The sequence below is a fragment of the Saccharococcus thermophilus genome (assembly GCF_011761475.1).
In the GTDB taxonomy this organism is placed as follows: Bacteria; Bacillota; Bacilli; order Bacillales; family Anoxybacillaceae; genus Saccharococcus; species Saccharococcus thermophilus.
Genome location: NZ_JAASRS010000001.1, coordinates 533556 through 554394, shown reverse-complemented (window position 1 = coordinate 554394; position 20839 = coordinate 533556). Strand labels below are relative to the sequence as shown.

Here is a 20839-nt window from a genome sequence, read left to right as displayed (position 1 = left end):
TTCTCTTTCTCTTCAGACAAGTTGGAATGACGCAACTTTATAATTATTCCTTTTTTAGCAATTATCGGAATCCTATTTGCGGAAAATTCCTTTTAACACAAAGGCAACGTTAGCCGGCCGCTCGGCGAGACGACGCATAAAGTAGCCGTACCAGTCCGTGCCGTACGGAACGTAAACGCGCATCGTATATCCTTCACGCACAAGCTGCTCTTGCCGCTCTGGACGAATCCCGTATAACATTTGGAATTCGAACTGGCTATTTGGAATATTATATTCTTTTACAAGTTGCTTTGTATACTCGATAATCGCATCATCATGAGTGGCAACTGCCGTATAGTTTCCATTTAATAAATGCATTTTAATGATTTTTTTGAAGTTTTCATCGACATCTTTTTTATCCGGAAACGCCACTTCCGGCGATTCTTTATATGCTCCTTTGACAAGGCGCAAATTCGGATGGTAATCTTTTAAATCTTCAATATCCGCCGCCGTACGGTATAGGTACGCTTGCAATACCGTTCCGACATTATCGTATTCCGTTTTCAGCTGTTTAAAAATATCGAGCGTTTTTTGGCAACGAGAATAATCTTCCATATCAATGGTCACAAACACACCATGTTCTTTCGCCGTCTCTAAAATGCGGCGCATGTTTTTCATCACAAGGTCATCGGAAATATCGAGACCCATCGATGTCATTTTTAACGATAATTGCGAATTCAGCTTTTCTCTACCGATCGCTTGGATCGCTTCGATGCAATGGTTCGCCATTTCGTTCGCTTCTTTTTCGTTATCTACGAATTCGCCTAAATAATCGACCGTAACAGCAAGTCCTTTTTTATTTAATTGTTTAATCACTTTGACAGCCTGTTCGATCGTTTCCCCTGCAACAAATCGGGAGGCACCAAAGCGCAATCCATATTTTTTCGCTAATTTGGTTAATGTCTTATTTTTCGATAAAAACAAAAAAAAGTCGCGCATCAACTGCTCCATCATTGTACCCCCTTATTCCGTAAACGCATTCATATTTTCATTGTAACATGTTTTCTTATTGTTGAATATCTTTTTTCGACAAAATTCTCGCTGTGTATAGTTTTCCACAAAATGAACAATCTACAATTGAAATATTCAATCTGGAAAGGAGCATGATGTATGCAACAACAAATGAACATGCAACAACAACAAACGGCCATGCCGCAACCGCCGCAAATGGTTTCAACAAAAGATGCGCTTTATTTCACGGATATGCTGTCGTGGAATTTGCTTGCGATGAAAAAAGCACATTTTTTTGCATCGCAATGCCAAGATAAAGAAGTCATAGCTGCGTTGGAAAAAGCAGGACAAATGCACCAGCGTCATTATCAAAAAATTTTAAGCCACCTACAACCAAATCCAAACCAGCCTAAAACGCCATTGCAATAACAATAGGGAGGAATGATCATGAACCAAAACCAAATTCAAAATCCAGAAACGCAAATACCAAAAACACCGCAAATGAATGATCGCGACTTTCTTAACGATATGTTAACAACAGAAAAATATATGACATCGGCTTATAGTGTATTTTTGCACGAGGCAAGCCATCAACAATTATATCAAGACATGCTGAACATTTTTACAGAAACCCAAAATTGCCAACGTGAACTTTACAATTTAATGTTTAAAAAAGGCTGGTACAAACTTGAAGCGGCGGACCAACAAAAATTGCAACAATCATATCAGCAATTCCAAGGATACACCAATCAATTCCCATATCAAAATACCGTTCAGTAATACTCGCTTTCCCTTTTGCAGCAAAAAAGCCATGATCACAGTCATCATGGCTTTTTCGCATTCGCACGCGCTTCATCATTCAATTTTTTGATTTCAGCGATGAGCTGCTTCATTTGTTCCTTTGCCTCTGGGTAAAGCTCATTCCAATGTTTCACAAGAGCCGGCATCGATTTTGCCACATGAGAATATAACACCCATGCTTTTACTTTTTCTTTTAACTCTTCATTCGTTTGACCAAGCAACAGCTCTGTATATTTGTCTATCAGCGCCTCAAACTGCCGGAAAAACGTTTCATCCATGCCCTTTCCTCCATACTTTTTTCAAACTTCTTACATTATAATAAAACGGGTGCATTCCTTCAAACAACAGGTGAAACAATTGCCCTGACAGAAAATGATATTCGTCACCGTAAATTCGCGATTATGTATGAAATTTCTCAGAGCTCCGACCTCCCAACTATAAAAATGATTGCCCCATTCAACATTAAAACCAAATAAATCGGCATGATACTCCCAACAATATTTGTAAAAAAATTGAAAAGTTAAGTTGTAATTGAAAGGACAAGTCAATATGCTCGTAAACAAAAACCCCTCCACATCAAATAGAAATGCTTCATGAAACCATGCCTGTGATAGACCGATTCGATGACATAAAAAGCTCATATTGCCATTTTTTCATTATAAAGCGTCCCGCATGCTACAGGGGACGCTTTTTGTTAAAACCAAAACACGCCATACGGATAATACGGAGGATATGGATAATACGGTCTTGGACGGAAGAAAAGCGGAAATGCTAGCGCACTGCCGAGCAATCCGCCTAGAAAGCCGCCTAACAACGGACCGCCGAAAAATGCTGGTGGATATACCATCACGATTCCCCCTTTACAAAATAGAACTGGACACCATTATGCTATGTTAATGAAGGACAAATGGTGCAAGGAATCAGCCTACTTTTTCATAAGTTTTTCATATGAATAATACGAATAGCCATCACTTTTGTAAAAAATTAAGGCCTGCCATGTAACCGGCAGGCTTAAGCAATGTTTATTACCACCATATTCCGCCATAAGGGAATCCGTAGCCATAGAAAGGATAGCCAAAACCGCCATAGAACGGGGCTGTTAGCGCGCCACCCAATAGTCCGCCTAAAAGGCCGCCAAAGAACGGGCTGCCAAAACCAAATCCCCATCCCCATGGGCGACCAAAACCAAATCCCCACGGACGGCCAAAACCAAATCCCCATGGGCGTCCAAATCCCCATAGTCTTGTATCTTGTAAGCTTATATCGTTCATGTTCGTCTCCCCTTTGTTGATTGTTTTGTTCCTTCCCTTTCAACATATGTAGGACAAACGCCAAGGGCATGGGCGATTGACCTTTTGGGCAAAAAAAAATAGGCACCTAGACTCGCTAGGCAGCAGTGAAAACAATTACCGAACGACTTTGGCCATTTCCGCGATCGAATCGAAGAGGATATGGACTGCTGTTTCCATCTGATCCTCTGTCATCGCTAACACTGGAATGAACGTGATCACCGGTCCGAGCGGACGAACAATCAATCCGCGCTTTCGAGCTTCTAGAATAATCCGATGTTCGATCATTTCTGAACGCGGAAAAATTTGTTTCGTGTTTCGATCTTGAACAATTTCAATTCCTACCATTAATCCTTTTTGACGAATATCCCCAACGATTGGAATTTCATAAAGCATTTCTAGCTTCTTTGCCAACATTTCTGCTTTTTTTCTTACGTTCTCTACAAGGTTCCGTTTTTCGATAAGCTCAATATTTTTTAAAGCGACAGAACAAGATAGTTGGTTCCCTGTATATGTATGCCCGTGATAAAACGTCTTATCTTCATCAACGTCTCCTAAAAACGCAGCATAGACGTCTTCTGTTGTCAATGTGGCGGCTAAAGGGAGATAACCTCCGGTAATGCCCTTTCCTAAGCAAACAATATCCGGATGAACATCTTCTTGTTCGCACGCAAACAGCGTTCCTGTTCTTCCAAACCCGACGGCGACCTCATCGCAAATAAGCAGCACACCATATTTCCGGCAAAGTGTTTCAACACCTTTTAAAAATCCTTTTGGATGTGTAATGATGCCCGCAGCCCCTTGAACAAGCGGCTCCACGATCATGCCGGCAATTTCCCCATGATGGTGTGCCAGCACATCTTCAAGCTGTTGTAAACAATAGCTGACAATCTCCTCTTCATCGCCGTATTCGTCCATGCGATACACATATGGAGAAGGAACTTCTATTCGTTCAAACAACAGCGGCTTAAAAATGCGATGGTATAAGTCCATTCCGCCGACACTCACAGCGCCGACCGTATCCCCATGATACGCTTCCTTTAAAGAAACAAATTTATTTTTTTTCGCATATTTAACTGGATCGATGTTTTTCCAATATTGGTACGCCATTTTTAACGCAATTTCCACCGCGGCGGCACCCGTGTCGGAATAAAACACTTTCGAAAGCCCCGGCCAAAGCTCAATCAGCTTTTTCGCCAATAAAATCGAAGGCACATTGGCCGACCCAAGCAAGGTCGAATGCGCGATCGTTTCGATTTGCATGTGCAACGCTTCATTTAGTTCAGGATCATTATGGCCGTGGACGTTTACCCATAATGAGGCATATCCGTCCAAATATTTGTTTCCATTGACATCAAATAAGTAGCTTCCGTTTCCTCGCTCAATAATCAGCGGATGTTCTTGCACATATGTTTTCATTTGAGTAAACGGGTGCCACACATACTCTTTATCCCATTGTTCTAGTTGTTCATAACTATACTTCAACGGACAGCACCTCCTGTAACAACTGCTTTTGCTCGTTTTTCTCTAACCAACGTTCCGCCAACGCCATCATCGTATGCTTCGTCACCTTCGCAAGGGATGGCAGTGTGGCGATGATCGGCAAATCTAACATTTTTTTTATTGTTTCAATATTATTAACATGAATGATGCTTTCGGCATTAAATTGATTAAAAATCAACCCAAGAACACGAATGCCTTGCTGCTGTGCGTAAGATACGGTTGTCACTGTATGATGGATCGCGCCAAGCCCTGCTAAGGAAACGATGATAATTGGAATGTTGTATTCTCTAATCAAATCGTTTGTCATATAAAACCCTTGTTCCTTCTCTATTAGCGGGACAGCCAAACCTCCCGCCCCCTCGACAAGAACGATATCGTATTGACGTTTCCATTGTTCAATTCTCTCCGCTATCAATGCCGGGTCAATAGTGGTATTCGTTAATGTTGCTGCTAGATGCGGCGAAACGGCAGGTTCCATATAATATAACCCTTCTGATTGCGGCAGTCCCACAACCTTCTCGTACCAATATTGATCGGCAAACGAAACTCCATCTTCCGCTAAGCCTGTTTGAATTGGTTTAAATACTTTGGTATTCAACCCCATCTTTTGGAAAACGAAAGCAAGGAAAGAGGTTGCCACCGTCTTACCAATCTCTGTTCCCGTTCCGGTTATAAATATTGCTTTTCCCATTAGGAAACCACCTCCTGTTTACGAATGACGATGTGAATACGCGGTAATATACGTGCAACAAGCACAGAACAAACAGCACATAACAATAGATCACCAGGTACAGGAAGCACAAAGCCAAACCACAACGTTTGTCCAATGGTAAGCGGCTTTTCCACAATCCATTTCATCGCTATGTATAACCAGGCGCATCCAAAGAAATAAACAACCAAAAGAGTAGATAAATTCGCCAGAAAAATAGTCACTGCCCTGCGAAATTGAAAGGCTTGCATCATCCACCCGTTGACATAGGCCCCCAAAACAAAACCGATCAAATAACCAAACGTCGGCTGAAACACATAGCTAGGTCCCCCTCCTTCCGCAAACACGGGTGCTCCTGCAAGACCGATAAGCACATAGACAAGCTGGCTCAGCATTCCCAGCTTCGGCCCTAATAAACATCCCGCTAGATAAACGGAAGCGATTTGTAATGTAAACGGCACATATGGAACCGGAATTTTGATAAACCCGCCAATGGCCGTAAGCGCGGCAAACATCGCTGCTAACAAAAGCGATTTCGTTTTCATCCCTTTCCCTCCAATCCCATATTTTTCTCTTATTTTGCCTGACAATCTATTAATTGTCAACCACATTTTATATATAGGTTTACATATAGATACATTTTCCTACGAATGGATCGAAATCACAGTAATAGGAATAGTTACAAAAAATAAAACAGCTAACCAAGATTTTTAGGTTAGCCGTCGAAATGATATGATTCAATCCTTTTTCTACTTCGTTTATCAATAACGCCAGAAATTTTGCTGGTCATGTTTATCTATGACTTTAGTGCCGTCTATTCCAATTCCCTTACTTATGTTGAACCATCTTCATTCCGCATTGACAAAGAATCGAATGTTTTAACCGGCGAATCGGCTGATGGCATTGTTCGCAAATAAGCGGTTTTTTCATTTTTGCTTCTCTCCTTATTTCCGTTTCTATATTCAATTATATATTTTATTTAATTAAAATGAATATAAAATTATAATTATTATAATTTAAATGAGCATCTTGATTGGATGAATTTTCTAATCGTGTTATAATAAATATTGTTTAAATATTCTAAACCATGGGGAGGATAAAAAAGATGTATGACATCGCGATTATCGGCGCAGGACCAGCGGGGGCTAGCGCGGCTATTTTTACGGCGAAAGCGGGAAAGAAGACGTTATTGATTGACAACGATAAAAGCATAACAAAACGCGCTTGGATCGAAAACCACTATGGGGTTATGGAAATAACAGGTCCGGATTTAGTTGAAATCGGAAAAAAACAAGCGACAAAATTCGGCGCGGAGCTAGTAAACGCCCAAGTAACAGATATAGAAAAATTGGAAAACGGATTCCGCATTCAAACGGACAATGATTCATTTGAAGCGAAGCATGTGATTTTAGCAACCGGAGTGGCAACCGATCTCGCCGCGAAAATCGGGGTCAACACCAAACCAGGAACGGAACCGCGCATTAAGACGATCATCGATGTAGACGCAAACGGAAAAACAAACATCGATGGCATTTGGGCGGCAGGAACGGTAGCCGGCGTCAGCGTACATACGATCATCACCGCCGGCGACGGAGCGAAAGTGGCCATTAACGTCATTAGCGAACTGAACGGCGAACGGTATGTTGACCATGATGTATTGAAAAAATAAAAACTGCCCCTTTCCGGGCAGTTTTTGCTTTCTTATTCTTTCGCGATGCTCCGATATTTGCCTTCAAAGAATAATAACGGATCTCCAGCTTCATCTTTCATCAAGATGTCCGTCACTTCACCGAAGTACAGTGTATGATCCCCTGCCACATAGGAGCTGTGCACGTTACATAAAATATTGGCCAGCGCGTCAGGCAAAATCGGATGCCCATCTACCCATTGGAAATCTACTTTTTTCTCTTCCTTTAATTGTCCGGCAAACAGACGGGAAAGATCTTCTTGCTCTCTTGCCAAAATGTTGACGGCAAATTTGCCCGTTTGCTTGACAATCGGATTCATCCGTGCCTTTTCTCCGATGGAAACGACTACTAACTTTGGATTCAAGGAAACAGACATAAAGGCGTTGGCCGTCATTCCTTTGACTTCCCCTTGGAATTCCGTAGTCACCACCGTGACGCCCGTCGCGAATTTCCCCATCGCGTTGCGAAACGTGCGATCGTCCATTTTTTCACTTCCTTTATTTTTAATTATTAAAACGAGATAATGACACGATACAGCAAGCACGAATGGAATGTTCTCCCACAACACAATATTAACATTATTCAATCTATTTTGTAAAAACAATTCCTAATATGCTCTTTACAGGAAAGGATTGAATGTTCGTTCACGCCTATTTAGCGACGTTATATCCCCCTATCGATTCGTATCATTATGAAATAATTTGCTTGCCAAACGATCAAGCAATGGAACGTTTCTAAATCGTATATGTATATGAAAGAGTTTGCGGATGTTCCCCCTAAAGCGTCCATCACTTTTAGAGATTTTTCATGAAAAATTTGGCGGTTAAATGAAAAAACTAATATTTTATGCTAATTATTTTCTTTTTATTATATATATTTATTTAAAATAATTATAAAAAAGTATTGAATTTTGTTTGATAAATGTTATCATTTATTAGTGAAAGGAAAATGGAAACGGAGGGAGAAGGAAGGATGGCAGAGCAAAAAAAATTGACGACTAGCTGGGGAGCTCCTGTTGGCGATAACCAAAACTCGATTACAGCCGGCTCTCCTGGCCCAACATTAATCCAAGATGTACATCTTCTTGAAAAATTAGCACACTTCAATAGAGAGAGAATTCCAGAACGCGTCGTTCACGCGAAAGGCGCAGGTGCACACGGCTATTTTGAAGTAACAAATGATATGTCCAAATACACGAAAGCGAAAGTATTTAACGGCGGCGGCAAACGCACGCCTGTGTTCGTCCGCTTCTCTACCGTTGCTGGCGAGCTTGGCTCCGCTGATACCGTTCGCGACCCGCGCGGTTTTGCCGTCAAATTTTATACGGAAGAAGGAAACTATGACATCGTCGGCAACAACACACCGATTTTCTTCATTCTCGACGCAATTAAATTCCCTGACTTTATCCATACACAAAAACGCGATCCACGCACGCACTTAAAAAACCCGACAGCGGTATGGGATTTCTGGTCTTTATCGCCGGAATCGCTGCACCAAGTAACGTATTTGTTCGGCGACCGCGGCATTCCGTTCACTTACCGTCATATGAACGGCTACGGCAGCCATACGTTCAAATGGGTGAATAAAGGCGGCGAAGCGGTTTGGGTGAAATATCATTTTAAAACCAACCAAGGCGTCAAAAACATGGACCCGGAACTGGCGGCAAAAATCGCTGGCGAAAATCCGGATTACCATACGGAAGATTTATTTAACGCGATTGAAAACGGCGATTATCCGTCCTGGACGTTATATGTGCAAATCATGCCGCTCGAAGACGCAAAAACGTACCGTTTCAATCCATTTGACGTCACAAAAGTTTGGTCGCATAAAGATTATCCGTTAATCGAAGTCGGCCGTATGGTATTAAACCGCAATCCGGAAAACTATTTTGCCGAAGTCGAACAGGCAACTTTCTCACCTGGAAATCTGGTTCCTGGCGTAGAACCATCGCCGGATAAGATGCTGCAAGCACGCTTGTTCGCCTATGCGGACGCACACCGCTACCGCGTCGGCGTCAATCATAACTTGCTGCCGATCAACCGTCCGCGCGTCGAAGTCAACAACTATCAACGCGATGGCTTTATGCGCTTTGACAATAACGGCGGCGGCTCGGTCTATTATGAACCGAACAGCTTCGGCGGACCAACGGAAGTGCCGGAGCATAAAACAACACCGTTCCCGGTGTCCGGCTTGGCGGAAAGCGTGCCATATGATGACGATGACCATTACACACAAGCCGGCGATTTGTACCGCCTCATGAGTGAGGAAGAAAAAGCCCGCTTAGTGAAAAACATCGTTGAATCGATGAAACAAGTCACGAAAGAAGATATTAAATTGCGGCAAATCCGCCACTTCTATAAAGCCGATCCTGACTACGGCCTCCGCGTCGCCGAAGGGCTTGGCTTAAGCGTCCCAGACGATGTGATTACAAAAGCATAATCAAAAAGGATAGACGTCGCAAACGTCTATCCTTTTCAGACTGTTGAAAAACGATTTTGTCAAGCGACAAAATCGTTTTTTTATGATATATGTTGAGAAAACAACTGATTGGGAGAAACCGCTTATGTACTACTACCAACCGAACTTAAAGATTCAACAAAATCGTCAAGCTTATGAATCCATGTATGATCCTAACCATATCTTGGTTCAAATCGACAAATTGATGGATTGGAATCATGTATATCAGTTACTTGAACCTTTTTATCCAAGTACCATTGGCCGCCCCACGATTGATCCGTTGATTTTTGTAAAAATCCTCATGATTTAATATCTGGAAGGGTTTCGATCCGTTCGGTTTACCTGTAAACAAATCCAGCAACACGCCACGTATCGCTGGTTTTTAGGCATTTCCCCCACCGATAAAGTCCCTTGCCACTCCAGCGTTTCCAAGTTTCTTCGCCATCGGGTCGATCCCGGTGTATGGGAAGCGTTATTTGATCATGTCCTTCAACGGATTCAAGAAGATGGGTTCTTGTCTCCAGAGACATGGGCAGCGGATGAAACAGAGTTAAAAGCCAATGCCAATAAACGGAAACGCATCCAAGTGATTCAGACGATGGTGGTGAAAGAAGACGAGGACGTGTTACAACTGGTCAATGAAAAACGACAACAGCATGGAAAAAAACCGTTGGCTCCCAAAGCAGAGAAGCTGGTAACCAAAAAGATAATATGTAGCGCCACAGATCCAGATGCTGGGCTATCGGTCAAACATGATCCGCGTGGTCTCTTTGCGTTCCACGATCATCGAATCGTTGACACCTTGCATAATTTTATTTTGGATGCTTACGTAACTGCCGCCACCGTGCCTGGTCATCGTATTTTAATGGAGCGAATCGAGCGTGTTCAACATCGAGTAGGATATTCTCCTAAAGAAATCGTGTTAGACGCTGGCTATTATAACGCCCGACTAGCAAGAGAATTAGAGAGAAAAGGGATTTCCGCGTATATGTCGTATCGACGCTTTCATCGAAAGGAACATCCCGATTGTCGTTCCGTGAAATTCCAGCAAGTCACAGACGATGTGTATACGTGTCCCTGTGGCGTAAAGTTCACCTATTCCACGTCCACCCGTTCTGGATATCATGAGTACAAGCCAGCAGTGAAAGGAAGTTGTGTGGGATGTCCTGCCGCAAAAGGCGCGAAGGATCGTGTATTTCGAGCTTCTGTTCATCAAGATATCTACGAACGAATGCGGAAACAACGATTATCGATGAGAGGAAAAGTGTTGCGATCGGTACGTCCATCGACGATGGAGCGAAGTTTCGCCGAAGGCAAAGAACTCCACGGTCTTCGTTTCACACGATACCGTGGAGTCCAGCAAGTACAAATTCAGGTTTGGATCACCGCCATAATCCAAAACCTCAAAAAGTGGACCAAATTGCGATCACTTCAACAATATGGTCTATATCTAACCTACCAAATGGAAGAGAAAAAGAAAAGAAAAAGTTCACACTCCTCGTGAACTTTTTCTTGACGTCCGACTTTTTCAACACTTTGAAGCCGGCATCATGCCGGCTTCTTGATTATTTATATACTGTAACTTTTACTGTTCTGACGCCCCATTGAATAGCTTTTGCTTTTGTAGGCATGAGTACGTCAATTTTGTAGCCTTTGATTCCGCCTCCTTTATCAGCTGCAACCGCATAGCCGTAACCTTCCACATAAACCTTTGAACCTAACGGAATTACCTTTGGATCAACGGCAATTGCTTTAATCGAAGGGTTTTTCTTTAAATTTAAGCCTGTAGCCGTTATTCCGCTGCAACCTTTGCAGTTTACTGTATAAGCATATGCCTTAACGGTGATTGTTTTGTACGCTGCTGTTTTGGCTGCCGCCTTTTTTACTGTCGTTTTCGCAGCCGCTTTGGTTACCGGTCCTGAAATCTTTAAAACCTGATTTGGTTTGATCAAATCGCTTTTAAGGTGATTCCAGCTTTTTAGCTGGCTGACAGTCACTTTATATTTTTTAGCTATGCCCCAAAGAGTGTCGCCACTTTTTACCTGATATGTACCAGCTGCCGATGCAGCTCCTGAAAATCCGAATGCTAGAAAGATTGATGAAGCAATATATAATAGTAATTTTTTCAAGATACTACTCCCCCCTTGCTTAAATTCATAACAATAGAATATCAATAAAATATAACAATTATGTTTCATAGAATTATTAATTATGTTACAAAATGAATACATGGTACCGTCAAGAATTTTGTGTAATATAATGGGGGTAGGGTTTCTCTGAAATGGATTTGGAATGAATAGGGAACTAGTTTCCTCCACACAGGAGACTGAATATTCAGTCTCCTGTGTGGAAAGGGAGAATCCCCCTATTTTGTTTATTTACAGTATTTGGTTAATGATAACGTTCTTCAAACATTCGCTCGAGGGCTTCCTGTGCTTCGGCAAATCCTCGCAACTTTCGCCCTGCCCATTTCTCATTAAAATCTTGAATGGTCAAATATACGATTTTTTCAGCGGCTTCTAAACTATTCAAACTGTTCATCGGCTTTAGACGTTTCCGAATCTCCTTGATCGTTCGTTCAATGGCATTCGTCGTGTAAATCACACTTCGAATACTGCTTGGATAATCCATAAATGTAAGGAGGACATCCAACTCATTGGCCCAAGATTGAACTTCTCTCGGATACTTGCTTGACCATTTCGACTCAAACTGTTGAAACATCTGTAACGCCATCTCCTTATTCGGCGCGCGATAAATCAGCCTGAGATCCTCGGCCACTTCAAATTGGTCTTTTTTCCGAACACGATGGAGCGTGTTACGGACTTTGTGAACGACACAACGCTGCACATCGGCTTTCGGATAAACCGCCTTAAAGGCTTCCTCCAACCCTGGTAGTCCATCGAATATGCCCAGAAGCACTTCCTTGGCGCCTCTTTGGTAGAGGTGTTGAAGAATTTCCTGCCATACATAGGCGCTTTCTTGTCCTCCCACAAAGAAATCAAGAATTTCGCGATATCCTTCTTCGTTCACCCCTAACACCACATAAATGACTTCTTTCTCCACGGTTTCGCGACGAAGTTTTACGTATAAACCATCCAAATATAAGACGGAATAACGCTTGTGCAGTGGACGAGTGTGCCATTTCTCGATGTCTTCCTTCACGACATCGGTAATACGGCTGATCGTCGCAGGAGAATAGGTGCTTCCTAGAATTCGTTCGATAAACTTGCCAATTTCCCGTGTACTCATGCCACTTTGGTACATCCTAATGATTGCTTCCTCCAGCCAGCCGGTGTGCCGTTGGTAAGGGGCAAACAACTGTGTTTGAAATTCTCCGTTTCGGTCTCTAGGGACCAAAAGACCTTCAATCCGGCCATATTGCGTATCTAGATTTCGTTGATAGTAGCCGTTTCTCATATTTGATGTTCCGGCCTGTTCTATTTCGAGGAAATTCTTGATTTCTTCCCGCATGATCAGTTCTAATTTTTCCTTTACAAACTGACGAATGACACTTTCCAGTTGATTTGCCCAGTCGACATTCGGTATACTTTTAGACATAGGTAGGGTTCTCCTTTCTCTGGAATGTTTGGGTTCAATCAGAGAATACCCTACCTTTTTTATTTTGATCTAGTAAAATGCTTTACACAAAATTTTATACATCATCGAATACATAATCGTATCATCCTACTAACTCTAAAAAAGTTGTGTGATCGATATGGAAAACCAAAGTTTATTCAAATATTAAAAAAGGTGCACTTCATATCAAGTGCCCCCCAACCATTGACATAGAAACCAATAAAAAACGGACTTGCCATATCGGCAAATCCGTTGATTTATTCTTTAAGCATATGATTATGAAGCATATGATTATGATATGGAGACGGTGGGAGTCGAACCCACGTCCAGAGATATCGCCACTTAAGCATCTACGAGCGTAGTCGGTATATTTGGTTTCGCTGCATCTTCCGCCTACCGACAGGCCTCCGAGCAGCTAGCCTGATAGTTCTCTTCCCTCGTCCTCAGGCGGCGGACTCGGGCGTATCCCACTCGTTATGAGCCCCTGAACCGCCACGTGGGCGATGGCGGGAGGAGCTAGCTGCGGTTATTAGGCAGCTAAAGCGTAGTTTTCTTTGCCAGTTATCTTTAGGTGACGTTTTTACGAGGACGTCCCCCTCGGCTCGCAGCTTAAGCTCGATCTATCCCTGTCGAATCCGTATCGTCCCCGTGTTGGAGAAACGATGACGAAATAAGCTTAAGCTTTGGATAACTGGCTGTTGACATTATTCATTATAGCATAATGCGCGGCAATTTCAATTGTGAAGTTTTGGAATTATATTTTTTGCCGTTCACGAAACGCCCGTTCGATTTCCCGTTGTGCTTCTCTTCGTTTCATATCTTCGCGCTTATCATATTTTTTCTTTCCTTTGCCGACACCTAACAATACTTTGGCAAAACCATTTTTTATATATAGCTTTAGCGGAACGAGCGTATAACCTTGTTCCTTGGTGTAGCCAATCAGCTTATTGATTTCACGACGATGAAGAAGAAGCTTTCTTGTCCGCAATGGGTCATGGTTATAGCGGTTCCCTTGTTCATACGGGCTAATATGCATATTATGAAGAAATACTTCCCCTTTTTCGACTTTGGCGAATGAATCTTTTAAGTTCACTTTTCCAGCGCGGATCGATTTAATTTCCGTTCCTTGCAGAACAATCCCTGCTTCATACGTTTCTTCGATAAAATAATCGTGATGCGCTTTTTTGTTTTGGGCAATCAGTTTCCCTTCACCTTTTGGCATACGCTGTTCTTCCTCCTCATATCGTGCAACTACCATTTTAACAAAAAACGTGAAGAAGGAAAAGTCTCCTGCTATCGAGACTTTTCCTTACCGTTTTTTCTTTTTCTTCTTTTTTGCCTTTAGCCGTGGGACGTCTTCGTAAAACTTCTTCGTTTTTCCATTTTGTTTATTCGCTTTTTTCTGCTTTTTCCCTTCGATCACGACAGGAGCGCTTTTTGCCTTTGGAGAGCGGCGCCCCTTCATGCCGACAATTTCAAAATCAACAATCCGCTCGTCCTTGTTCACGTTAATGACGCGGACGGTAATCTCGTCGCCGATACGGTATACTTTTCCCGTTCGTTCGCCAATCATGGCATAATGCCGCTCATCATAACGGTAATAATCGTCCGTTAAGTAGCTGACATGAACGAGCCCTTCGATCGTGTTCGGCAGCTCGACAAAGAGGCCGAAGTTCGTCACCGAACTGATAATTCCATCAAACTCCATGCCGATTTTATCTTCCATAAACTCCGTCTTCTTCAAATCGTCCGTTTCCCGCTCGGCTTCCACCGCGCGACGTTCCATATCGGATGCGTGCTCGGCGATATCCGGAAGCTTTTCCGCCCATTTTTGTTGCGTCTGTTCATCCATTTGCCCGTTGATCAAGTACGTGCGAATGAGACGATGCACGATCAAGTCCGGATAACGTCGGATTGGGGAAGTAAAGTGCGTATAAAAATCGGTTGATAATCCATAGTGGCCGAGACTTTCCGCATCATATCGCGCCTGTTTCATCGAACGAAGCATGACCGTCGAGATGACCATTTCTTCCGGCTCGCCGCGCACCGCCTCTAAAATTTCTTGGAGCGCGCGCGGATGAATTTGGTTTCCTGTTCCTTTTACGACGTAACCAAAATTTGTAATAAATTCAAGAAACCGCTGCAGCTTTTCCGGTTTTGGATCTTCGTGCACGCGATAAATAAACGGAACGTTCAGCCAGTGAAAATGTTCGGCGACCGTTTCGTTCGCCACAAGCATAAATTCTTCAATAAGCCGTTCCGCCACCGAACGTTCGCGCAGCACGACATCATACGGCTTCCCGTTTTCATCGACGAGCACTTTCGCTTCTTTGAAATCGAAATCAATCGCACCGCGCTTCATCCGTTTGTTGCGCAAAATTTCCGCCAGTTCCGCCATCAGTTCAAACATAGGCACAAGCGGCTCGTATTTTTTACGCAATGCTTCATCTTTATCGACGAGAATTTTGTTCACATCGGAATACGTCATCCGCTCGGTCGTGCGAATGACACTTGGAAAAATTTCATGGCTGACGACTTCGCCACGTTCGTTAATTTCCATTTCACACGAAAGCGTTAGGCGATCCACTTTCGGATTTAAGGAACAAATGCCGTTCGATAAACGGTGCGGAATCATCGGAATGACGCGGTCGACCAAATACACGCTTGTTCCGCGTTCGTACGCCTCCCGGTCAATCGGAGACCCTTCTTCCACATAATAGCTGACGTCAGCAATATGAACGCCAAGCTTGTAATTTCCGTTCTCGAGCTTGGTGACCGTTACAGCGTCGTCTAAGTCTTTCGCGTCTTCACCGTCGATCGTGACAATCATCTGATCGCGCAAATCACGGCGCCCTTGCAAGTCTTTCTCTGTAATCGTATCGGAAATACTATTGGCATGTTCGATAACTTCTTCCGGAAATTGCAAAGGAAGGCCGTGTTTATGGATGATCGATAAAATATCGACCCCAGGGTCATTTTTATGGCCGAGAATTTTAACAACTTCCCCTTCGGCGCTCATTCGCCCTTGCGGATACGAGGTGAGCCGCACTACCACTTTGTGGCCTTCCACAGCGCCGTTTGCCGCATGCTTCGGGATGAAAATATCGTTGACAATTTTTTTATCATCCGGGATGACAAATCCAAAATACTTGCTTTCTGTGTAGGTTCCGACCACTTCGGTAACGCCGCGCTCTAAAATGCGTACGATTGTTCCTTCCCGGCGCGCGCCTGACGAATCGGAATGCACGCGCACTAACACCGTATCGCCATGCATCGCGTTTTTCATTTCCGACGGTGGGATGAAGATATCATCCAGTGTCGGGTCTTCCGGCACGACAAACGCAAAGCCTTTCGCGTGCCCGGACACTTTCCCGCGCACTAAGTTCATTTTTTCCGGCACGCCGTAGCAGTTGCTTCTCGTCCGTACGACAAGGCCTTGCTCTTCCATCTCCACCAGCGTTTTGACAAACTCTTTAAATTGTGCGGCATCGGTAATGGCAAAGGCCGTTTCCAGCTCCTGGACGGTTAACGGTTTGTACGCCTCATCCCTCATAAACGTTAAAATTCGTTCCGCTAATGATGGATCCATCATTTCCCCTCCTTTCAACGGTTACCAATCTAACGACTCTAAAAACTCATAAATATCCCTATGCAGCTGTTCTTTTTCTTTGTCTAGCGTAATGACATGACCTGACTCTTCATACCATTTGATTTTTTTCACTGGTGATTCAACGCCGTTATAAATAATATTTGCACTATCCGTGTTAATCATGTCATCATTCCGAGCTTGCACGACAAATGTCGGCGCATAAATGAGATCGATATGATCACGGACGTCGGCAATCAGCTCCTGTAATGCTTTTAATGTGCGCATCGGTGTCTTTTTAAACTCTTCCATTTCTTTTTCAATTTGCTCTGCTGTTTTTCCTTCCCGCTTTTTATATTCGCGCGCATATTTCAATACGCCCTGGTACATCGTTTCCTCGCTTTTAATATACATCGGCGCGCACATCGGAATAATTCCCACTACAGGTACAGTGTAACCTAATTTCAAGGAAAATACGCCGCCAAGCGATAATCCTGCGACTGCAATTTTTTCGTACCCTTTATTTCTTAAAAATTCATAGGCGTTCATGACATCTTGCCACCAATCGTCCGGTCCGGTATGTACAAGCTCTTCCGGAGGCACACCGTGTCCTTTATAAATCGGCGCATGGCATGTATATCCTTTTGCCTCTAGAAAACGGCCCAACATTCTTACATCGGATGAGTTTCCAGTAAAACCGTGCAGCAATAACACGGCACGCTCCCCTGCTTCAAAGAAAAATGGCTTTGGTGGAACGATCTTCATGTTGCATAGCTCCTTTCTTGACTGCAAAATAGAAAAGGCAGCCCGAGTAGATCGATGGACCGCCTCCATTGTTTTTTCCATTAAAGTTGCGCGTACGTCACGGCAATCGTCAGCACAAAAAACAATACGGCCAATACTACGGTGATGCGCTGAAATACCGCATCCAACCCACGCGCTTTCTGCTTTCCAAATAGCTGCTCGGCGCCGCCGGTAATCGCACCGGAAAGTCCCGCGTTTCTTCCCGACTGCAACAAAACAATAGCAATAAGCGCAATCGAAACGATCACCAGCAATGTAACAAGCAATGTATGCATGCGTCCTCCTCCTTTAAACCACGCCCTACAATGCTTTCAGTGTACCATAAGTACAAAACTTTCACAATAGAGTCGGGAACAAACATTATTATAGCAAATTTGCATGAAATGAAAAAACAAGCCATCCTTCACGAAAACACGGGATGGCTCACAAGGTGGATGTACCTCTATTTTGCTATTGAGGTCTCCCAAACGGCTCTTTCTTTGCCAAATGGATTTTCCGCCACATGGCTGGATGCGTCGAAAATCATCACCGCCCGCTTCCCAAAATCATATGCTTGCCACTTTTCCGGCAGCGAATCATGATTCGGATCACCGCTACGGGCAAACGAAATCCACGCGTGATGCATTTGTTTAGAAATTCGTTCTCGATTTGGGCTATCGCCGGTAAAGTTCGCAATCCCTGGCTGGTGAAGGTTTGCAAATACAAATGGCAACTCCAGCGTATGGCACGCTTTTAATTTGCCGCCAAGCACTGGCGTTTCATAGTCAAAGCGGTACATCCAAACTTTGGCACCTTGTTCCACTTGATAATCGGCGGTACGCAACATGCCGTTAGTAAATACGCGGTAAGTCATAATGCGCAGCAACTTTTGCCAAGTTGGCTCCGATTCATCCCCTGCATGAAGATAATAATCTACTACTTGTTGCGGAACCGGGCCAACTTCTCTATAAATACGCTGCAACAGTTGTTGTTCGCTAAGCGTCGTCCATGTCGGGTCTGTTATCGCAAATAAATTGTACTCGTCTTTCGTGACGCCAATCAAGATCGGAATATCGCGGGCTGCCCCTTCTTTTAGCGCTTCGATCGGATGATGGGGTAGCGCTTTTCCGTCTACCACCGGTCCGTAAGACACTTGCGAGCCAAGCGACAGCGCTGCTTGAAGCAGCTGTTCTGCCGGAATCGTCAGCAATCGGTCACGATCTCCCGGACGGATGCCAGCTTGATGCAGTATCTTTTCTGCCATCACGCTCGCCTTGGCTGCAGAATTCAACAAAAGCGCGCCTGAACCGCTTTGTAAAATCGCTTTTTGAAATAACCCTTTTGCCTCAGGCATGGCTAACAATGTGCCGACGCTCGCTGCTCCTGCCGATTCGCCAAAAATCGTAACTTGTTTCGGGTCTCCTCCAAACGCCTCAATATTTTCCTGCACCCATCGCAATGCCGCTATTTGATCCAAAATACCGCAATTTCCGGAAGCAGCATAATCTTCACCAAATAAATCCACTAAATGGAGAAAGCCAAATACGTTCAGCCGGTAATTGATCGTCACGACAACGACATCACCGTGTTTCGCAAATTGGGTGCCGTCATACCATGGCATCGAGCCCGAACCAAATAAAAATGCTCCTCCGTGAATCCAGACCATGACAGGCCGTTTCTTGCCATCTGCTCCCGACGACCAAATGTTAAGGAACAAACAATCTTCGCTGCCAGATTCCGCAACACGCCCCAATCCCCCACCAAACAGCGCATCAGCTGGCTGCATCGCAACAGAACCAAACTTTGTCGCGTCGCGCACTCCCGTCCAAGGCTCAGGTGGCTGTGGCGGCTGAAAACGAAGTTCTCCTACTGGCGCTTTTGCGTACGGAACTCCTTTCCAACAGTAAACGCTTCCATTTTTGCTCCCTTGCAATTTTCCATAGCGTGTCTCGACTAACGTGTTGGCCATGCCCTCACCCCATTTCATTTTTTCACCCCCGCAAATGACTGAAAATGGTGATGAATAACCGATTATTTCTTGTTTCTGACACGATCTAGACAAAAAGGACCTAGCTAGACAGTCAGCTAAGCTAGGTCCTAAGCTTGTCGACAAGCTGAGAACTAACCTCTCACCGGTTAGGTCTTGCCACATTATTTTTTCAAGTTATAGAACGATTTGATACCGTTGTAAATCGCCGTGTCGCCAAGCTGATCTTCGATGCGGAGCAATTGATTGTATTTCGCGACGCGGTCGGTGCGGGAAGGAGCCCCTGTTTTGATTTGGCCGGCGTTTGTCGCTACCGCGATATCAGCGATCGTGCTGTCTTCCGTTTCACCAGAGCGGTGGGAAACAACCGCCGTATATCCAGCGCGTTTTGCCATCTCAATCGCATCGAACGTTTCGGTTAATGTACCGATTTGGTTTACTTTAATCAGAATCGAGTTGCCGACGCCTTTTTCAATTCCTTCGGCCAGTTTTTTCGTATTCGTTACAAACAAGTCGTCACCGACAAGCTGTACTTTTTTGCCAAGGCGCTCTGTTAATAGCTTGTGGCCTTCCCAGTCATTTTCATCTAAACCGTCTTCAATCGAAATAATTGGATATTTGGAAACAAGTTCTTCATACCATGCGACCATTTCTTCCGACGTTCTTACAACGCCTTCACCTTCAAGATGGTATTTGCCATCTTCTTTGTTGTAAAGCTCGGAAGATGCAACGTCCATCGCCAGCATGACTTCTTCGCCTGGTTTGTATCCCGCTTTTTCAATCGCTTCAATGATCGTTTGCAGCGCTTCTTCGTTGGATTTCAAGTTTGGCGCAAATCCGCCTTCGTCACCAACCGCCGTGTTGTAGCCTTTTGCTTTTAATACCGCTTTTAAGCTATGGAAAATTTCTGCTCCCATGCGAAGCGCTTCGCGGAAGCTTTTCGCGCCGACAGGCATAATCATAAATTCTTGGATGTCGACGTTGTTATCGGCATGTGCGCCGCCGTTTAAGATGTTCATCATCGGCACTGGCAATGTTTTTGCGTTAAATCCGCCAAGATATTGGTATAATGGCATGTCTAATTCATCTGCAGCTGCGCGCGCTACTGCCAAAGATACACCTAAAATAGCGTTTGCCCCTAATTTGCCTTTGTTTTCTGTGCCATCTAGTTCAATTAACGTTTTATCAATGCCGACTTGGTCTGTCACTTCAAAACCGATAATCGCTGGTGCGATGACTTCATTGACGTTTTCCACCGCTTTTAATACGCCTTTGCCAAGATAGCGGCTTTTATCGCCGTCGCGCAATTCCACTGCTTCGTATTCTCCTGTTGATGCACCGCTTGGTACTAATGCGCGGCCAAAGCCGCCATCTTCTGTATATACTTCGACTTCTACTGTCGGATTGCCGCGAGAGTCTAATACTTCACGTGCGTATACATCAATAATTGCAGACATGTTCACACTCTCC

At 44.0% G+C, this 20839-nt stretch carries 20 protein-coding genes, 1 other RNA gene and 1 pseudogene; 5 read left to right on the top strand and 17 right to left on the bottom strand.

All coding sequences use genetic code 11. The features are described from left to right. Positions 1-72: 72 nt before the first annotated feature. Positions 73-990 carry a proline dehydrogenase family protein gene (locus tag BDD39_RS02960; RefSeq protein WP_166907973.1) on the bottom strand — a complete coding sequence of 306 codons (918 nt, stop codon included), beginning with the start codon at positions 988-990 and terminating at the stop codon, positions 73-75. A 159-nt stretch (positions 991-1149) separates the two neighbouring features. Between BDD39_RS02960 and BDD39_RS02955 the strand changes: the two genes are divergently transcribed. Then, positions 1150-1419 carry a hypothetical protein gene (locus BDD39_RS02955; RefSeq protein ID WP_166907970.1) on the top strand — a complete coding sequence of 90 codons (270 nt, stop codon included), beginning with the start codon at positions 1150-1152 and terminating at the stop codon, positions 1417-1419. 18 nt (positions 1420-1437) lie between these two features. Continuing rightward, positions 1438-1770 carry a spore coat protein gene (locus BDD39_RS02950; RefSeq protein WP_166907968.1) on the top strand — a complete coding sequence of 111 codons (333 nt, stop codon included), beginning with the start codon at positions 1438-1440 and terminating at the stop codon, positions 1768-1770. Between the two features lie 44 nt (positions 1771-1814). Here BDD39_RS02950 and BDD39_RS02945 read toward each other — a convergent pair whose 3' ends face one another. The 6 genes from BDD39_RS02945 to BDD39_RS02920 form a co-directional block, all read right to left on the bottom strand. After that, positions 1815-2069, bottom strand: coding sequence for a DUF2573 family protein (locus BDD39_RS02945; protein WP_166907966.1), 255 nt, complete (start codon positions 2067-2069; stop codon positions 1815-1817). A 416-nt stretch (positions 2070-2485) separates the two neighbouring features. Next, a complete protein-coding gene (locus BDD39_RS02940) occupies positions 2486-2638 on the bottom strand; it encodes a hypothetical protein (RefSeq protein ID WP_166907964.1) in 153 nt (50 codons plus the stop codon). Between the two features lie 178 nt (positions 2639-2816). Next, positions 2817-3062, bottom strand: coding sequence for a hypothetical protein (locus tag BDD39_RS02935; protein WP_166907963.1), 246 nt, complete (start codon positions 3060-3062; stop codon positions 2817-2819). A 135-nt stretch (positions 3063-3197) separates the two neighbouring features. Beyond that, positions 3198-4565 (bottom strand): adenosylmethionine--8-amino-7-oxononanoate transaminase, encoded by a 1368-nt coding sequence (gene bioA, locus BDD39_RS02930; RefSeq protein ID WP_166907961.1) that lies wholly within the window; start codon positions 4563-4565, stop codon positions 3198-3200. Next, positions 4555-5274 carry a dethiobiotin synthase gene (bioD, locus tag BDD39_RS02925; RefSeq protein WP_166907959.1) on the bottom strand — a complete coding sequence of 240 codons (720 nt, stop codon included), beginning with the start codon at positions 5272-5274 and terminating at the stop codon, positions 4555-4557. The genes bioA and bioD overlap by 11 nt, the downstream gene beginning before the upstream one ends. After that, on the bottom strand, positions 5274-5837 hold the full coding sequence (locus tag BDD39_RS02920; RefSeq protein WP_166907957.1) for a biotin transporter BioY: 564 nt from the start codon (positions 5835-5837) through the stop codon (positions 5274-5276). The genes bioD and BDD39_RS02920 overlap by 1 nt, the downstream gene beginning before the upstream one ends. A 560-nt stretch (positions 5838-6397) precedes the next feature. On the opposite strand from BDD39_RS02920, the gene BDD39_RS02915 reads away from it, so the two are divergent. Next, positions 6398-6961, top strand: coding sequence for an FAD-dependent oxidoreductase (locus tag BDD39_RS02915; RefSeq protein ID WP_166907955.1), 564 nt, complete (start codon positions 6398-6400; stop codon positions 6959-6961). Between the two features lie 32 nt (positions 6962-6993). Here BDD39_RS02915 and BDD39_RS02910 read toward each other — a convergent pair whose 3' ends face one another. After that, a complete protein-coding gene (locus tag BDD39_RS02910; RefSeq protein WP_166907953.1) occupies positions 6994-7464 on the bottom strand; it encodes a flavin reductase family protein in 471 nt (156 codons plus the stop codon). Between the two features lie 488 nt (positions 7465-7952). Between BDD39_RS02910 and katA the strand changes: the two genes are divergently transcribed. After that, positions 7953-9419, top strand: coding sequence for a catalase KatA (gene katA / locus BDD39_RS02900; protein ID WP_166907951.1), 1467 nt, complete (start codon positions 7953-7955; stop codon positions 9417-9419). Positions 9420-9543: 124 nt separating this feature from the next. Then, positions 9544-10941 (top strand): annotated as a pseudogene (locus BDD39_RS02895) (IS1182 family transposase). A 61-nt stretch (positions 10942-11002) separates the two neighbouring features. On the opposite strand, the gene BDD39_RS02890 reads toward BDD39_RS02895, so the two are convergent. From BDD39_RS02890 to eno, 9 genes are all read right to left on the bottom strand, one after another. Continuing rightward, positions 11003-11566 (bottom strand): 3D domain-containing protein, encoded by a 564-nt coding sequence (locus tag BDD39_RS02890; RefSeq protein ID WP_166907949.1) that lies wholly within the window; start codon positions 11564-11566, stop codon positions 11003-11005. A gap of 262 nt (positions 11567-11828) precedes the next feature. Next, entirely contained in the window at positions 11829-12995 is a 1167-nt protein-coding gene (locus tag BDD39_RS02885) for an IS256 family transposase (protein ID WP_166907797.1), read from the bottom strand. 314 nt (positions 12996-13309) lie between these two features. Further along, positions 13310-13661: a transfer-messenger RNA gene (gene ssrA, locus BDD39_RS02880) on the bottom strand. Positions 13662-13767: 106 nt separating this feature from the next. Then, positions 13768-14235, bottom strand: coding sequence for an SsrA-binding protein SmpB (gene smpB, locus BDD39_RS02875; protein WP_062678964.1), 468 nt, complete (start codon positions 14233-14235; stop codon positions 13768-13770). An 87-nt stretch (positions 14236-14322) separates the two neighbouring features. Continuing rightward, the gene (gene rnr / locus BDD39_RS02870) at positions 14323-16602 is read right to left on the bottom strand and encodes a ribonuclease R (protein ID WP_166907947.1); all 2280 of its coding nucleotides are present in this window, start codon (positions 16600-16602) and stop codon (positions 14323-14325) included. 21 nt (positions 16603-16623) lie between these two features. Next, positions 16624-17364: an alpha/beta hydrolase gene (locus BDD39_RS02865; RefSeq protein ID WP_166907946.1), complete on the bottom strand. Its 741-nt coding sequence runs from the start codon at positions 17362-17364 to the stop codon at positions 16624-16626. An 80-nt stretch (positions 17365-17444) separates the two neighbouring features. Next, positions 17445-17678: a preprotein translocase subunit SecG gene (gene secG, locus BDD39_RS02860; protein ID WP_166907944.1), complete on the bottom strand. Its 234-nt coding sequence runs from the start codon at positions 17676-17678 to the stop codon at positions 17445-17447. 167 nt (positions 17679-17845) lie between these two features. Beyond that, a complete protein-coding gene (locus BDD39_RS02855; RefSeq protein ID WP_166912234.1) occupies positions 17846-19351 on the bottom strand; it encodes a carboxylesterase/lipase family protein in 1506 nt (501 codons plus the stop codon). Positions 19352-19533: 182 nt separating this feature from the next. Then, positions 19534-20826, bottom strand: a complete 1293-nt coding sequence (gene eno, locus BDD39_RS02850) for a phosphopyruvate hydratase (RefSeq protein WP_166907942.1) — start codon at positions 20824-20826, stop codon at positions 19534-19536. Positions 20827-20839 lie beyond the last annotated feature (13 nt).

Coding starts and splice junctions, on each gene's coding strand:
- eno (WP_166907942.1), bottom strand. CDS start 20,826: ATGTCTGCAATTATTGATGTATACGCACGTGAAGTATTAGACTCTCGC.
- bioD (WP_166907959.1), bottom strand. CDS start 5,274: ATGGGAAAAGCAATATTTATAACCGGAACGGGAACAGAGATTGGTAAG.
- BDD39_RS02865 (WP_166907946.1), bottom strand. CDS start 17,364: ATGAAGATCGTTCCACCAAAGCCATTTTTCTTTGAAGCAGGGGAGCGT.
- secG (WP_166907944.1), bottom strand. CDS start 17,678: ATGCATACATTGCTTGTTACATTGCTGGTGATCGTTTCGATTGCGCTT.
- BDD39_RS02910 (WP_166907953.1), bottom strand. CDS start 7,464: ATGGACGATCGCACGTTTCGCAACGCGATGGGGAAATTCGCGACGGGC.
- BDD39_RS02935 (WP_166907963.1), bottom strand. CDS start 3,062: ATGAACGATATAAGCTTACAAGATACAAGACTATGGGGATTTGGACGC.
- BDD39_RS02960 (WP_166907973.1), bottom strand. CDS start 990: ATGGAGCAGTTGATGCGCGACTTTTTTTTGTTTTTATCGAAAAATAAG.
- BDD39_RS02915 (WP_166907955.1), top strand. CDS start 6,398: ATGTATGACATCGCGATTATCGGCGCAGGACCAGCGGGGGCTAGCGCG.
- BDD39_RS02950 (WP_166907968.1), top strand. CDS start 1,438: ATGAACCAAAACCAAATTCAAAATCCAGAAACGCAAATACCAAAAACA.
- BDD39_RS02955 (WP_166907970.1), top strand. CDS start 1,150: ATGCAACAACAAATGAACATGCAACAACAACAAACGGCCATGCCGCAA.
- BDD39_RS02920 (WP_166907957.1), bottom strand. CDS start 5,837: ATGAAAACGAAATCGCTTTTGTTAGCAGCGATGTTTGCCGCGCTTACG.
- BDD39_RS02885 (WP_166907797.1), bottom strand. CDS start 12,995: ATGTCTAAAAGTATACCGAATGTCGACTGGGCAAATCAACTGGAAAGT.
- smpB (WP_062678964.1), bottom strand. CDS start 14,235: ATGCCAAAAGGTGAAGGGAAACTGATTGCCCAAAACAAAAAAGCGCAT.
- BDD39_RS02945 (WP_166907966.1), bottom strand. CDS start 2,069: ATGGATGAAACGTTTTTCCGGCAGTTTGAGGCGCTGATAGACAAATAT.
- rnr (WP_166907947.1), bottom strand. CDS start 16,602: ATGGATCCATCATTAGCGGAACGAATTTTAACGTTTATGAGGGATGAG.
- BDD39_RS02855 (WP_166912234.1), bottom strand. CDS start 19,351: ATGGCCAACACGTTAGTCGAGACACGCTATGGAAAATTGCAAGGGAGC.
- BDD39_RS02940 (WP_166907964.1), bottom strand. CDS start 2,638: ATGGTATATCCACCAGCATTTTTCGGCGGTCCGTTGTTAGGCGGCTTT.
- katA (WP_166907951.1), top strand. CDS start 7,953: ATGGCAGAGCAAAAAAAATTGACGACTAGCTGGGGAGCTCCTGTTGGC.